The organism is Methylobacterium sp. J-092, assembly GCF_022829325.1.
Classification (GTDB): Bacteria; Pseudomonadota; Alphaproteobacteria; order Rhizobiales; family Beijerinckiaceae; genus Methylobacterium.
Genome location: NZ_JAKSXU010000169.1, coordinates 1 through 12340 on the forward strand (window position 1 = coordinate 1; position 12340 = coordinate 12340).

Sequence of the window (12340 nt, forward strand, 5' to 3'; positions counted from 1 at the left end):
GCATCCAGGGCATTCTCCACGACCGCTCCGCGCGCCTCGCCGCCGACCTCGACCAGGCGCAGGCGATGAAGACGGAAGCCGACGCCGCCGGCGAGGCCTACGCCAAGTCGCTGCGCGACGCGCAGGGCAAGGCCCGCGAGAGCGCGCAGGGCACCCGCACCGAGCTCGCCGCCGCCGCCGAGGCGTGGTAGGATAGGCCATGACCACGGCAGGCAAGTTCGAGCCTGGCCAGTCCGGCAATCCAGCCTGCAAGGCTAAGGGTACGCTGCACTGGTCAGCCCCCATTGAAGTGGTCCGCCTGACGTAGCTTCGCGACGATCTCCTCGGGCTTCGGGTGCTTTGCCATCTCGTCCGTCCTCCAGGCTCAAAAGCCATACCAAAGGGCGGACCACTTCAATGGGGGCTGACCAGTGCAGCGTACCCTTAGCCTTGCTGGCTGGATTGCCGGACTGGCCAGGCTCGAACTTGCCTGCCGTGGTCATGGCCTATCCTACCACGTCATTTTCATAGACAGAACCTATGGCACCTGTTCCCTCATCGGGGTCTGCAAATGCAGGTGGAATGCAGGTCGAGGTTGTCGGATCGGGCTCGGCTCGGGGATCGAGGAATGCCGCCTTCAGCCCGGCGGCGAGGCCGTGGAGCGCTGCCGCAGCGGCCTGCTGGCGAAGCTCTCGGGCGTCGTCGCGGACCTCGATGGTAACAGCGGCCGTCATGACGGCTTGGCGCGCGGCCTGGATGCCGGCGGCGAAGGCGGCTTGTTCGCGCAGGGTCATGCCGTCTTTCTCTGATCGGCGCGGGCCTTCTCAGCGACAGCGTGTAGGCGCTGAACAACGCCGGACAGCCAATCGGCCTCAGCATTAGTGAGAAGGCCGAGGCGTGCCCATTCCTTCAGACGCCTCCGCTCCTCCTTCGTCAGGATGCGACCGCCCTGTGCCTTGAGGAACGTCCAGTCGAGCATGAGGGCGTGCTGCGCGACGGTAGTCCAGGGCTCGACGCGGTCTTCCCAGAGCTTCATGCCCCAGGCTCGGGTAGGTGCTTCTGGGGCCTTACCAGCGTCGTCGCGAGCGGTCGTCGCTTGTGCTGCCTCGGCCATCATGTCGGCGAAGGTGGACAGATCGAAGGGACGGGGGCCGCTGGATGGTGCCTCAACAGCAGCGGCGAGGGCATGCCAGTCGAGGCCCGCGGCACTCAGCGTCCGACCGATCGCACGCACGGTGGCGACAACCTCGCCGTCATGCTCGCTTCCGAGCCGCGGCAGGAGCTTGGCGAGCTTCGTGGCGATGTCCGCTGGGATCACGAGCGCCACCCAGGCAACTCGACCCATGCGGCAGCGAGGATCGCCTCGCGCTCGGTGGCCTTCTCTGGTGCTGCGGCGTGGATGCGGCTGGCCACGTAGTCGAGCGCATCGCCCCCGCCACCAGCGGTGATCAGCTCCTCGCCCTTCCGCCGGATCGCGGCGGTAAAGGCCTTGGCGGCCGGCGAGCCGACCTGATGGCGTTCGGCAGCGGTCAAAAGCGACAGGATCGCGGTTTCGGCTGCAGCGACCGTGCCGCCGATCGGCGGATCGAAGGTCTGGGTCTCGGTGTGGTCGCGAGGCGATAGCATGGCAGAGTCTCCCGGACCTATTTCTAGAAACGGGTTGTCGTAGTGGCCGGGTCCAATAATCATCGCCGAGGTGCCGGACGATCTCGGCGACGGATGATTGGCAGATCGGAGTGAGTAAGTGATGGGTCGGATTTTGGAGGACGCGGAGCTGCAGCCGCTGCTCGCGACAGTGATGAGGCCGTGGGTAGCGGCGATCGAGACTGGTACGCTGGGCATGCGTGAGGCGGTGATCTTTGCAGCTTCCAGCACGGCGGCGAGCCTGAAGCGGCGCGTCGTCGTACCACCCTGGCTCGACATGGCGATCGCCGAGGCTGTGGTAGCGTCTGTCGCCTTCGCAGAAGCCCTCGATAAGCGGGATGCGAGGACGCCCGAACCTCGCGCAGCGGCGCTCGCAGCACTGATGGTGGTGATCGAAAACCTGCGAACAGTCGAGCCGAGCGACGAAACGTGCGCGCTCGGGCTGGGGTGGTGAGCACGTCGCATTAAGGCGATCGGCCCTGAAGCGCGGTCTAGAGCGATAAGGGGGCACCAGTCAGGCCACAAGAATGTGTCCTCTGGCTTAAAGGCTTCGATTTCTAAAGCATCAAATGCTTGCACCTCAGTGTTTCTTATCAGGCAAGTGCATCCTCTCCGAGGACGGCACAGGCTAATTGGTATGACGCTGACTATTTCGACACAGGGTGCCGTTCCAGCTTTCGGCTCAATCAGGTTCCAGGATACGGCTAAGCTCTCGGTAGCGAGAGCTGAGTTTTGGAGGGGCGTTCCCGTCCTCGTCACCTCAAAGGTCCAGCTTGCACAGGGGCAGGATGCGGAGACCCGTCGCGCTGTAATTGGGTACCTGCGCGATCTGGAAGCGGTCGCACGATCAGAATGCGAGTGCCGTGAGACGGTGCAAGTGATCGCGTCAGGGCGCCGGCTGCTTGGGGACAGGACCGAGATGGCCTCAGGAAACGGCCCGTTCAGTCGGACTTGAGCCAGAACGATACTCATGACCGCCATCCCGGCAACACTGCCTCCATCGCCTCGGGCCCGCCTATTGCAACGGCCTCCTGTCCCTGGCGACGGATGGCCGAGCGGTACGCTTTTAGGGCAGGTCCGACCTTTGGTCCGCTTTCCATCGCACTCAGGATGGCGATCAGAGCGGCGGCGATGGCTGCGGTATCGCGCCAAGTCGCTGGTGGCTGCGACGCCTCGGCAGGTTCGTCCTTTGGAACCTGAGGCTGGCTAGGAGGCGGTGATGCAAAGCTGGTGGTAAGGGGTCGCTTCATAGAGCTGGCTTTCTAAGGGGAGTTGCAGGGTAAGCCTTCACGCTGCGTTCCCCCGTAGGGTCTCGAAGAACCCCACAAGCTCCTCGTCGTGATCATCCCAGGTGTCGTCGTCAGGAAGCCCGGAGGCTTCGAGTGCGCCGTCGGTGCGGCGGATGATGCACCACGCCGTCACGCCAGGGCCAGGCGGGACCGTCCATTGAGCAGCTTCGCCGGGCGTCTGCCGGCGCAGGCGTTAGGCACGGTCCGGATTGCTGTGAAACCAAGCGCTGTCGAGGCCGGTGGCGGGCATCCAGGCAGGCACGGCCAATCCAGCTTCAGTGCGTGTAGTGTGATACCCCAACTCTTACCGTGCTTCTTACCGTAGCGTTGCCGTTCCTACCGTGCTGCTACCGTTCGCTGCCGTAGATCAGCGACATCGATGGCGTGAGGTCTGGACAAGGACACAGCGGTAGCGGGGACAACTCCGAGAAACCAATAGAATGCTACAACGAGCCTATTGCAGGGCATCTGGTTTTATCTAATATCCAGATGGGTCCATTCCATCTACAAAACAACTTCGAGCGCGCCCTAACCGGCGCGCTTTTTTCGTTGCCGATCTGAGTCTTAGACAGCGAGATCCTGAAACAATAAACGCCCCAGGAGGCATGCTCCTGAGGCGTTGTTCGACCTAGCGGCCAGTCTGATCGGGCTGGGGATCCCTCGGCCAAAGGAATGGCCGAAGGTCCTAGTACGAGCCGAACTTGTAGTTCAGGCCGGCGCGCACGACGGCGAACTCGGTGCTGTTGTTGCGGTTCAGGCCGCTCTGCACGACGGTCACGCCCGGCGAGGTCAGGGTCACGGTGCCAGTCGAGTTGGAGGCGAAGGCGCCGTTGTTGCGGCCGCCCTGGTCGAGGTTCACGTACAGGCCTTCCACCTTCAGCGTCACGGCCGAGGAGCGGAAGAAGTTCAGGAACGAGTCGGTCGGCAGGGCGTACTCGACGCCGGCGCCGGCGGCCCAGCCGGTCTGGAAGTCGTTGCGGGACACGCCCGAACCGAAGTCACGGCCGCCGCCGCTGCCGTAGGCGAAGCCGCCGGTGCCGTACACGAGGGTGCGGTCGAAGGCGTAGCCGAGGCGACCGCGCACGGTGCCGAAGTAGTCGAGGCTGGAGAGGCCCGACGGGTTGTAGATCAGGTTGCCGGGCAGGATGCCGCCGCCAGCGACGGTGGCCGACGAGAAGCGGTTGCGGTTCTGGCCGAAGTCGACGTACTGCGCGTCGGCCTCGATGCCGATTACGACGCCCGAGCCCGGGGTGAACTGGTAGTTGTAGCCGACCTGGCCACCGCCGGTGAAGCCGTCGTTGCCGCGGCTGCCGCCGAAGGCGAGCACGCCAGCGCGGTTACCACCGGCCGGGCCGGCGAAGATCGCGTTCTGCGGCGAGACACCGACGACGGTGGCGCCGCGGTTGTCGTTGGCATCGAAGCCGTAGCCGGCATTGATACCGAAGTACGCGCCCGTCCAGGTGAACACCGGAACCGGGGTAAACACCGGCGGCGGAGCGCGACGCGGAAGGTCGGCGGCGAAGGCGGAGCCGGCGAGCGCGATGCCGGCGAGGGCGGTGACGCCCCGAAGCATGGATTTCATGGTCTGGTCCTCATTCCATCTCGTGCCGCCGGCCTTTTGGCCCGTCCGGCACCGATTGCCCGTCTTTAAGTCAATGGCTCCAAGGATGCTGTTGCATCGCGGTAACGCCGACCGTCCTGAAGACGGCCCCTTTGTGGCGCCCCGCCGTTGTTGCCTTGGTACCTGTCCCGATAAACACACGCGAATGGTCAAGGTTCACTTGCGGCCACGCTTTTTTCGCGTCCCGCCTCTGGACAGATTGTCGCATGCGGTTCCTTCGATGGAACCCGCCTACGGCGTCAGCGCGATCGCCGAGATCAGCCGGCCGTAATCCGCCTCGGCGCGATGCGTGGTCCGGCGGTAGCTGTAGAAGCGGTCCGGGTCGGAATAGGTGCACAGGCCGAGGATGGCGGCTTCTCCGATCTCCGCCTGCTCCAGGCGGGAGAGCACGAAGCCCGGCAGGTCGAACTGTGCATGGTCGGGCCGCGTGCCGGGCGCGAAGAACCGATCCGATCCCGGCGCCTCGTCCCGGAAGCGCGTCATGAAATCCGTGCCCACCTCGTAGGCGCCCTGCGCGATCGTCGGGCCGAGCACCGCGACGATCGCCGAGCGGCGGGCGCCGAGCCCTTCCATCGCGGCGACCGTGGCCTCGACCACGCCGGTCAGCGCGCCCTTCCATCCCGCGTGGGCGGCGCCGACGACGCCGTTCTCGGGATCGGCGAACAGGATCGGGCCGCAATCGGCGGTGGCGATCCCGAGGGCGAGGCCCGGAACCCGCGTCACCATGGCATCGGCCTTCGGGCGCTCCGACGAGACGAACGGCGCCTCGACCACGACGGCCTGCGCGGAATGCACTTGGTAGAGGCTCACCAGCCGATCCGCCGGCAGCCCGAGCTGCGCGCACATCCGCGCACGGTTCTCGGCGACGGCCTCGGGCCTGTCCTGCGAGCCGAGCCCGCCGTTGAGGGAGGCGTAGAGCCCGTCGGAAACGCCGCCCTGCCGGGTGAAGAAGGCGTGGCGGACGCCCGAATGCGAGCTGAGTTCCGGCGCTTCGACGAACATGGCGGCTCCTGGCATGGCGGCTTCTGGCGAGACTTCGCGCCCGCGATGCGGGATCACGTCCGCCCGTCGATAACCGAAGGCGCCGGCGGTGACGATGGCACCCGCGGCGCCCTCAGCCGTGCGCGAATCCCGGCGGCGGCGGAAGGGTCGGCTGGGTGATCGCCATCGCCTTGAACAGGCTTCCCATCCCGCCGGGGGCCGGATCGGTGAGCCGGAGCGACGCGGCCGCGATCGCCTCGGCCTGGGCCGGCGTCGCGCGCGCCTTCAGCCGGCCCGCGCGGGCGGGAAGACCCAGCGCATCGAGGAAGGCGCGCTGATCGACGGGGCCGTGGATCGCCGCCCCCGCCTCGGCGGCCGCGCGCGCCAGGGCTGGAAAGTCGACATGCACGGTGAGGTCGGCCTCGCCCGGCGCGTCGAGCGGCCCGACGAAGCGATGCCCGGCGATCGCCTGGAGGGTGTCGCCGAAGCCCGGCCGGACATGGCCGTAATCGACGACGAGCAAGGCTCCGCCCTGGTCGCGGACGCGTCGCGCCAGGGTTAGCGCCAGGTCGAGGGCGGGGGCGGGCAGGGTCATCAGCGCCCCCTCGGCCGCCGCGGCGGTGATCGCGACCGTCGGGTCGGGCGCGAGGCCGAAGGCGAGGGCGCCGTCCGCCAGGCCGACCAGGCGCTCGCACCAGCCGCGCGCCGTCCGCACGAACTGGCGCACGGGGAGGCAATCGAAGAATTCGTTGGCGACGACGATCGCCGGGCCGGGCGGCACCGAGGCGACGTCCGCGTGCCAGGTCGGCGTCGCCGTCGCGAGCGTCGCCTCCTGCGCCGCCCGCAGCACCGGGCTGGTCTCGACGAGGTGGAGGTCGATCGCCGCCGTCGGCGCCACGGTGCGCAGCGCCCGCAGCGCGTCGGCCATCAGCGTGCCGCGGCCGGGGCCGAGCTCCACCAGGCGCAGCGGGGCCGGCGCCCCCATCGCGGCCCAGACCGAGGCGATCCACACCCCGACGAGCTCGCCGAACATCTGGCTGATCTCGGGCGCGGTGGTGAAGTCGCCCCGCGGGCCGAGCGGGTCGCGGGTGCGGTAGTAGCCGTGCACCGGATGGCCGAGGCAGAGCGCCATGTAGCGGTCGATCCCGATCGGCCCGGTCTCGCGGATCAGGGCGGCGATCTCGGCGCCGAGGGGGGTGGGGCTCACGTCCTCACCGCGCCGTCTCCGTCTGCAGCGCGGCGGCCTCGACGGGATGGCGCGGCCGCGTGACGCCGCGGGCGGCGAGCACGATGAAGACCAGCCCGACAACGGCCATCGGCACGCAGAGCAGCATGCCCATGGTCACGCCGCCGCCGAGCGGCCCGAGATGGTCGCCGAACAGGTAGCCGAGCTGGCGGTCGGGCTCGCGGAACAGCTCGCAGACGGTCCGCGCGACGGCATAGCCGAGCACGAAGATGCCGCCGAGGAGGCCCGGCTTGCGGAAACCGAAGCGGTTCACCGCGAGCGCCATGACGATGAACAGCAGCAGCCCCTCGGTCGCCGCCTCGTAGAGCTGGCTCGGATGGCGCGGCAGCGGGCCGCCGGTGGGGAAGACGACGGCATAGGCGAAGTCGGGCGCGACCCGGCCCCACAGCTCGCCGTTCACGAAGTTGGCGATGCGGCCGAAGAACAGCCCGATCGGCACGACCACGGCGGCCAGATCGAGGAGAGTGTAGCCGCCGAGCTTTCGCGAGCGCGCGAACAGCAGCATCGCCAGGATCGCCCCGAGGAAGCCGCCGTGGAACGACATCCCACCGTTGCGGATCGCCAGGATCTCGATCGGGTCGTCGAGATACATCGGCAGATTGTAGAACAGCACGTAGCCGATGCGCCCGCCGAGGACGACACCCAGCGCCACCCAGACGATCATGTCGTCGATGTCGGCGGTGGTCGGGCGCCGCACCACGCCCCAGTAGCGGTCGGCCATCACCAGGCGGCGGGCGTAGAACCAGCCGCCGATCAGCCCGGCAATGTAGGCCAGCGCGTACCACTTGATGGTGATCGGCCCGATCGCGACGGCGACCGGATCGATGGCCGGGAAGGGCAGGGCGAAGAGCATCGGGACCTCCCGTGGAAACGCCGGCATTGGACGTGGGCCCCGGGAGGCGTCAAGCCTGGGCATCGGTCCTTGCTCAGGCCTCGGGCCCGATGGCGAGGAGGCACTGCCTGCCTAGCGAACCTAGTCGACTTAGCTAAGATCGTGCCGTCTTATAGTTGGGAATGTGCGATGCAGATAACCGTCCATGCGGCCAAGACTCAGCTGTCCAAGCTGATCGAAGCAGCTCTGCGTGGCGAGGAGGTCATCATCGCCCGTGGAAGCGAGCCCGTCGTCCGATTGGTCGCCATCCCGAAAACCACGTTCAAGATCGGTCTTCTGGAAGGTCGCGTGACAGGTCCGGGTCCCGACTTCCTCGAACCGATGGACGCCGACGCGCTCGACCTGTGGGAGGGTGGGCGTTGAGCGGAAGCCTTCTCCTGGACACGCATGCCTGGGCTTGGTCGCTCACCAACGATCGTCGCCTCTCCCTTGCGGCGCGGCAAAGCATATCTGCGGCCGCGACGGTTTATGTGAGCCCGATCACCTTCTTTGAAATCGGTCAGAAGGTGCGCCTCGGCAAATGGCCTGACATGGCCCCCTTCGCCGACAGCCTCGCCGACCTCCTCCTCCAGCAAGGCGGCAGAACTTCTGCGCTGACGGGTGAGATCTGCCTCATGGCCGGCACGATGGATTGGTCGCATTGCGACCCGTTCGACCGTCTGCCGGCGGCAACGGCGCCGATCCGCGCGATGCCGCTGATCTCGGCCGATGCCGTCTTCGACGGGCGCGTCACCCGCATCTGGTGAGACGGGCGACGCGCCCGGCCGTCACTGCGAGCGCCGCCCGAACGAGACCGCGTAGGCCTGGACCCGCGCGTCGATCAGGGGATCGTCCGAGACCTCGATCCCGTCGGTGAGGGCGTTCGGCAGGAACAGCAGCGCCTTCTCGGCGCTCGCGCTGTCGGCGACGGGCTTGGTCAGCGTCAGGGTGCCCATCTCGACCAGGCGGCGCTCCTCCGGCCACGGCTGGGTCGCGTCGTCGGTCCGGTCGCCGGGCTCCGCGAGCTGGGCCAGCACCTTGTAGGAGACCGGCGCCTTGCCGAGCCGCGTGCGGATCTCGCTCATCAGGTGGTCCGGCGCCTGCTTGGCGGCCTCCTCGGACCCGAGCAGCTCCTCGCCCTCGACCGGCACGATGCGGTAGCGGAAGGCCTGCCGCTTGCCGTTCGCGTCGACGAGGATGAAGGCGTTGACGCCGTTGTAGGTCTGGCGCGCCAGGCTCGTCGGGGTCCGGGCGGTGGCGCCGGCCTTGCCCGCGGCCGGATGGCTCGCCACGAAGGTCTCGGCCGGCGTCGGCTTTCCGGCATCCTTCCCGCTCTTCGCGATCGCGACGAGCAGGTCGCGGAACTCCTCGCCGGTGGCGACGGGGAAGTACTTCAGGCTGTTGGTGACGACGTCCATCTCGCTGCCGTCGGCGAGCTTGAACTTGAGCGAGAGCCCGTGCGGGTTGGCGTTGGCCGCGCCGTCTGCGATCGTCGGGAGGCCGGTGGCGTCCGAGAAGCGGGCGGTGACCGGCACGGCGGCACCGGAGAAGACAGAGGCCTTGCTGAGCTTGGCCGCCTCGGCGCTCGGCGTGAAGCGTCCTTCCACGACGGTCCCCTTGGCGTGGTTCGCCCGCATGCCCGGATGCTGCCCCCAGAGCGTGTTCATCGCGTCGACGGTCTGCTCGGCGGTGGTGCCGTCCTCGGCCGAGACCGGCGTGCCGGCCAGACCGGCGAGCATGAGGCCGCCCGCCAGGGCGCGTCGGAGGAGCGGAATACGGGTCATGCAGGTCTCCGGATCGGGGCGGCCCTCCGGCATCCGAGGCGGCGACCGGCGGCGATGGATGGCTATTGCCACGATCTGGAGTTGCACAAAAGGATCGAGCCGCGCGCCGCGATGCGAGGCCGTTTATCGGCGCGCGCCGCCGTTGGGGCCGACGAGCCGCAGCCCATGCCCGTCGGGTCCCTCGGCGTAGGCGGTGCTGCCGTCGGCCGAAAGCCGCGCCGGGTGGCCGGCCTGCCGGATCGCCGCGACGGCTTTGGCGACGTCGGCGGTCTCGAGGACGAGCCGCGTCGTCGCCCGGTCGCGCGGACCGAAGGGCGCCGGGGTCGGTTTCTCCGTCGCGGGCTGGCGGTAGTGCAGCAACTCCAGATGCGGCGTCGCAGGGCCGCCGGGTTCCAGGCCGAGGACGTCGACGACGGGGTCGGGGACGCCGTCGAGGCGCGCCTGCGCCTCGCCCGCGTTCAGACCTCGCTGCGCCACCCGGAAGCCGAGCAGCGCCGCGTGGAAGGCGAGCGCGGCCTCGAGGCGCGTCACGGTGATCGCCGAGTGGTCGATGCCGAGGAACAGGCCGGGCGCGGCCTGCCAGCGCTCGGCGGCGGGGCCGCCGGGGAAGGCGATCAGCTCCAACGGGTGCCCGTCGGGATCGCGGAACTTGTAGGCCGTCACGCCGCCCGACGTCTTGGGCAGGTCCTGCGGGCCGCCGACGCTGACGGCGGTCGGCGACAGGCGCGAGAGCTGCCCGAACGCGGCCTCCATCGCGCGGACGGGGATCGCGAGATGCTGGAAGACCGGATCGGTGGCACTGGGCGCGTCCGGGTACGGCGCGCCCGGCGGATCGAAGGCCAGGAACGCCACGATCTGCCGGCCGAGCCGCATCGTCAGGCGCGAGCCCACCGCCCCGGGGGATCCGTAGGCGTCGCCGATCGCAGCCGGCAGCGGCTCGATCGGGCCGACCCGCGAGAACCCGAGGCCGTCGCGATAAAACGCCTCCGTCCGCGTCAGGTCCGCGACGGTGCGCTCGAACCCGGCGATCGATCGGACCAGGGCGCTCACAGGAGCCGCGCCCCACGCCGGTTGGTGTAGATCGCGTAGAGGGTGTGCGAGGCGCAGAGAAAGAGCCGGCTGCCGTTGCGGCCGCCGAAGGCGAGGTTCGAGACCGTCGCGGGCACCAGGATCTTGCCGACGCGCTCGCCGTGCGGATCGATGCAATGCACGCCGTCCCCGGCGCCCGACCAGAGATAGCCTTCGTCGTCGAGGCGGAAGCCGTCGGCGAAGCCCGGCTCGACCGTGTGGAAGACGTCGCCGCCCGAGAGCGATCCATTCTCGGCGACGTCGAAGACGCGGATGAACTTCTTCGGCGCCTCGGCGAATTGCAGCCCGCTCTCGGCGACGTAGAGCTTCGTCTCGTCCGGCGAGAAGGCGAGCCCGTTCGGCCCGTCGAAGTCGCCGGCCACGACCGCGAGCGAGCCGTCGCGCGGGTCGAAGCGGTAGACGTTGGCGGGCAGCTCGGAGGCCTGCTTGCCGCCCTCGTAGTCGGTCTGGATGCCGTAGGGCGGGTCGCTGAACCAGATCGTGCCGTCCGACTTGCAGACGACGTCGTTCGGGGAATTCAGCCGGCGGCCCTGGTAGCGCTCGACCAGCGCGGTGATCGTGCCATCGAGCTCGGTCCGGGTGATCCGGCGGTCGCGGTGCGAGCAGGAGAGCAGGCGCCCCTGCCGGTCGCGGGCGTGCCCGTTCTCGAAGCCGGTGCCCGAGCGGTACACCGATACGCCGCCGGACTCGCTCCAGCGCATCACGCGGTCGTTCGGCAGGTCCGAGAACAGGAGCTCGTCGCGGTCGCCGAACCAGACCGGGCCCTCGCACCATCGGAAGCCCTCGGCGAGCATCTCCAGCGGCGCGTTCGGCAGCACGAACGCCTTGAACCGCGGCTGCGTGATCTCGAAGCCATCCATCGGCGCGGGCCTACTTGAAGCGTCCGGGCTGGTTCACGGTCGGCGTCACGTCGAGGCCGGTGACGATCATCGTGCACGGCTCGTCGCCGACCGTGCCGGAGAGGTGCCCCTTCCGTCCGTCGCGCTCCCTGGTGTTCTGGTCCTCGCCCATCATCAGCTCGCCCGGTCCCATCTCGACGCGGGTGCCGTCCATGGTCTCGACGAACCAGCGGCCCGACAGGATGGCGATCCATTGCGGCCGCGGGTTCTCGTGCCATTGCCCGACCCAGCCGACCGGCAGCACGGTGAAGGTGACGCCGGCCTGCGACGGCGCCTGCTTGTCGTTCCATTGCGGCGCGGTCTGCGGGTCGATGCCCTCGAACTTGAACGCCGACAGCGCGAACCGTTCCTGCCGGCTCACGCCCTCGGCGTCGGTGTAGACGTGCCAGTACGGCATCCTGGGCGGCGGCCCGCCGTCGTGCTGATCGGCCATGTCGGGTTCCTTGCGAGAGAGGGTCGTCAACGGTTGTCGGGGGCGGACAGGGCCGGGGCGGCCTGCGGGCCGCTCGAGAGCGGGTGCCGAACGACCTCGGAGGCCGGGGCGTAGGCGCCGCCGATCACCACCAGCAGAAGCCCGCCGACGAGGCCGAAGTTCTTGAAGAAGTCCCAGAAATGGGCACGGCCCTCGCCGTTCTTCGACCAGAAGTCGGGGAACCGCCAGAACGGGTGGTACATCAGCGCGGTGACGGCGCAGAAGCCGGCGAGGACGAAGGCCGCCGCGCGATCGAAGATGCCGGTCACGATCAGAACCGGCGTCGCCGCCTCGACGAGGATGCCGAGCACGAGCAGCAGGGCCGGGAAAGGCACTGGGCCGGAGCGCGCCTGCCCCATGGCCTCGTCCCAGTGCGCGACCTTGTCGTAGGCGCTGAGCGGAAACATGAAGACGAGGCAGAGCTTGGCCGCGAGCGGCACGGCGACGAGATCGAGCCACGTCATC

At 68.7% G+C, this 12340-nt stretch carries 15 protein-coding genes and 1 pseudogene; 4 read left to right on the plus strand and 12 right to left on the minus strand.

The features are described 5' to 3' along the window. Window positions 1-182: pseudogene (locus tag MKK60_RS20010) on the plus strand (F0F1 ATP synthase subunit B'); the annotation flags it as partial. A 303-nt stretch (window positions 183-485) separates the two neighbouring features. Here the strand turns inward: MKK60_RS20010 and MKK60_RS20015 are convergent. From MKK60_RS20015 to MKK60_RS20025, 3 genes are read right to left on the minus strand one after another with little or no spacing between them, the layout of a single operon-like run. Beyond that, complete coding sequence (locus MKK60_RS20015; protein WP_243988321.1) at window positions 486-773, minus strand: hypothetical protein; 288 nt, start codon at window positions 771-773, stop codon at window positions 486-488. Next, window positions 770-1306, minus strand: coding sequence for a hypothetical protein (locus tag MKK60_RS20020; protein ID WP_243988322.1), 537 nt, complete (start codon window positions 1304-1306; stop codon window positions 770-772). The genes MKK60_RS20015 and MKK60_RS20020 overlap by 4 nt, the downstream gene beginning before the upstream one ends. Then, on the minus strand, window positions 1294-1605 hold the full coding sequence (locus MKK60_RS20025; protein ID WP_243988323.1) for a hypothetical protein: 312 nt from the start codon (window positions 1603-1605) through the stop codon (window positions 1294-1296). The genes MKK60_RS20020 and MKK60_RS20025 overlap by 13 nt, the downstream gene beginning before the upstream one ends. 118 nt (window positions 1606-1723) lie before the next feature. On the opposite strand from MKK60_RS20025, the gene MKK60_RS20030 reads away from it, so the two are divergent. After that, complete coding sequence (locus MKK60_RS20030) at window positions 1724-2077, plus strand: hypothetical protein (protein WP_243988324.1); 354 nt, start codon at window positions 1724-1726, stop codon at window positions 2075-2077. Between the two features lie 1520 nt (window positions 2078-3597). Here MKK60_RS20030 and MKK60_RS20035 read toward each other — a convergent pair. The 4 genes from MKK60_RS20035 to lgt all read right to left on the minus strand — a co-directional run bounded on the left by MKK60_RS20035 (window position 3598) and on the right by lgt (window position 7613). After that, window positions 3598-4494 (minus strand): outer membrane protein, encoded by an 897-nt coding sequence (locus MKK60_RS20035; RefSeq protein ID WP_243988325.1) that lies wholly within the window; start codon window positions 4492-4494, stop codon window positions 3598-3600. A 270-nt stretch (window positions 4495-4764) separates the two neighbouring features. Then, a complete protein-coding gene (pgeF, locus tag MKK60_RS20040; protein ID WP_243988326.1) occupies window positions 4765-5535 on the minus strand; it encodes a peptidoglycan editing factor PgeF in 771 nt (256 codons plus the stop codon). A 112-nt stretch (window positions 5536-5647) separates the two neighbouring features. Further along, window positions 5648-6721, minus strand: a complete 1074-nt coding sequence (locus MKK60_RS20045; RefSeq protein WP_243988327.1) for a class I SAM-dependent methyltransferase — start codon at window positions 6719-6721, stop codon at window positions 5648-5650. Window positions 6722-6725: 4 nt separating this feature from the next. Further along, on the minus strand, window positions 6726-7613 hold the full coding sequence (gene lgt / locus MKK60_RS20050; protein ID WP_244028036.1) for a prolipoprotein diacylglyceryl transferase: 888 nt from the start codon (window positions 7611-7613) through the stop codon (window positions 6726-6728). A 168-nt stretch (window positions 7614-7781) separates the two neighbouring features. On the opposite strand from lgt, the gene MKK60_RS20055 reads away from it, so the two are divergent. Then, window positions 7782-8015, plus strand: coding sequence for a type II toxin-antitoxin system Phd/YefM family antitoxin (locus tag MKK60_RS20055; protein WP_147727367.1), 234 nt, complete (start codon window positions 7782-7784; stop codon window positions 8013-8015). Then, a complete protein-coding gene (locus tag MKK60_RS20060) occupies window positions 8012-8398 on the plus strand; it encodes a type II toxin-antitoxin system VapC family toxin (protein ID WP_243988328.1) in 387 nt (128 codons plus the stop codon). Before MKK60_RS20055 ends, MKK60_RS20060 begins: the two co-directional genes overlap by 4 nt. 21 nt (window positions 8399-8419) lie before the next feature. On the opposite strand, the gene MKK60_RS20065 is transcribed toward MKK60_RS20060, so the two are convergent. From MKK60_RS20065 to MKK60_RS20085, 5 genes are all read right to left on the minus strand, one after another. Then, a complete protein-coding gene (locus tag MKK60_RS20065) occupies window positions 8420-9415 on the minus strand; it encodes a catalase family peroxidase (protein WP_243988329.1) in 996 nt (331 codons plus the stop codon). A gap of 123 nt (window positions 9416-9538) precedes the next feature. Next, complete coding sequence (locus tag MKK60_RS20070) at window positions 9539-10465, minus strand: VOC family protein (RefSeq protein ID WP_243988330.1); 927 nt, start codon at window positions 10463-10465, stop codon at window positions 9539-9541. Then, the gene (locus MKK60_RS20075) at window positions 10462-11364 is read right to left on the minus strand and encodes an SMP-30/gluconolactonase/LRE family protein (RefSeq protein ID WP_243938553.1); all 903 of its coding nucleotides are present in this window, start codon (window positions 11362-11364) and stop codon (window positions 10462-10464) included. Before MKK60_RS20075 ends, MKK60_RS20070 begins: the two co-directional genes overlap by 4 nt. Window positions 11365-11374: 10 nt before the next feature. Next, on the minus strand, window positions 11375-11836 hold the full coding sequence (locus MKK60_RS20080; RefSeq protein ID WP_243988331.1) for a cupin domain-containing protein: 462 nt from the start codon (window positions 11834-11836) through the stop codon (window positions 11375-11377). A 26-nt stretch (window positions 11837-11862) separates the two neighbouring features. Further along, on the minus strand, window positions 11863-12339 hold the full coding sequence (locus MKK60_RS20085) for a DoxX family protein (protein WP_243988332.1): 477 nt from the start codon (window positions 12337-12339) through the stop codon (window positions 11863-11865). Between the last annotated feature and the right edge of the window lies 1 nt (window position 12340).

Bases quoted from the DNA above. Each gene is read 5' to 3' on its own strand.
- MKK60_RS20035 (WP_243988325.1), bottom strand. From the start codon at position 4,494: ATGAAATCCATGCTTCGGGGCGTCACCGCCCTCGCCGGCATCGCGCTC.
- MKK60_RS20085 (WP_243988332.1), bottom strand. From the start codon at position 12,339: ATGACGTGGCTCGATCTCGTCGCCGTGCCGCTCGCGGCCAAGCTCTGC.
- lgt (WP_244028036.1), bottom strand. From the start codon at position 7,613: ATGCTCTTCGCCCTGCCCTTCCCGGCCATCGATCCGGTCGCCGTCGCG.
- pgeF (WP_243988326.1), bottom strand. From the start codon at position 5,535: ATGTTCGTCGAAGCGCCGGAACTCAGCTCGCATTCGGGCGTCCGCCAC.
- MKK60_RS20080 (WP_243988331.1), bottom strand. From the start codon at position 11,836: ATGGCCGATCAGCACGACGGCGGGCCGCCGCCCAGGATGCCGTACTGG.
- MKK60_RS20015 (WP_243988321.1), bottom strand. From the start codon at position 773: ATGACCCTGCGCGAACAAGCCGCCTTCGCCGCCGGCATCCAGGCCGCG.
- MKK60_RS20055 (WP_147727367.1), top strand. From the start codon at position 7,782: ATGCAGATAACCGTCCATGCGGCCAAGACTCAGCTGTCCAAGCTGATC.
- MKK60_RS20065 (WP_243988329.1), bottom strand. From the start codon at position 9,415: ATGACCCGTATTCCGCTCCTCCGACGCGCCCTGGCGGGCGGCCTCATG.
- MKK60_RS20075 (WP_243938553.1), bottom strand. From the start codon at position 11,364: ATGGATGGCTTCGAGATCACGCAGCCGCGGTTCAAGGCGTTCGTGCTG.
- MKK60_RS20025 (WP_243988323.1), bottom strand. From the start codon at position 1,605: ATGCTATCGCCTCGCGACCACACCGAGACCCAGACCTTCGATCCGCCG.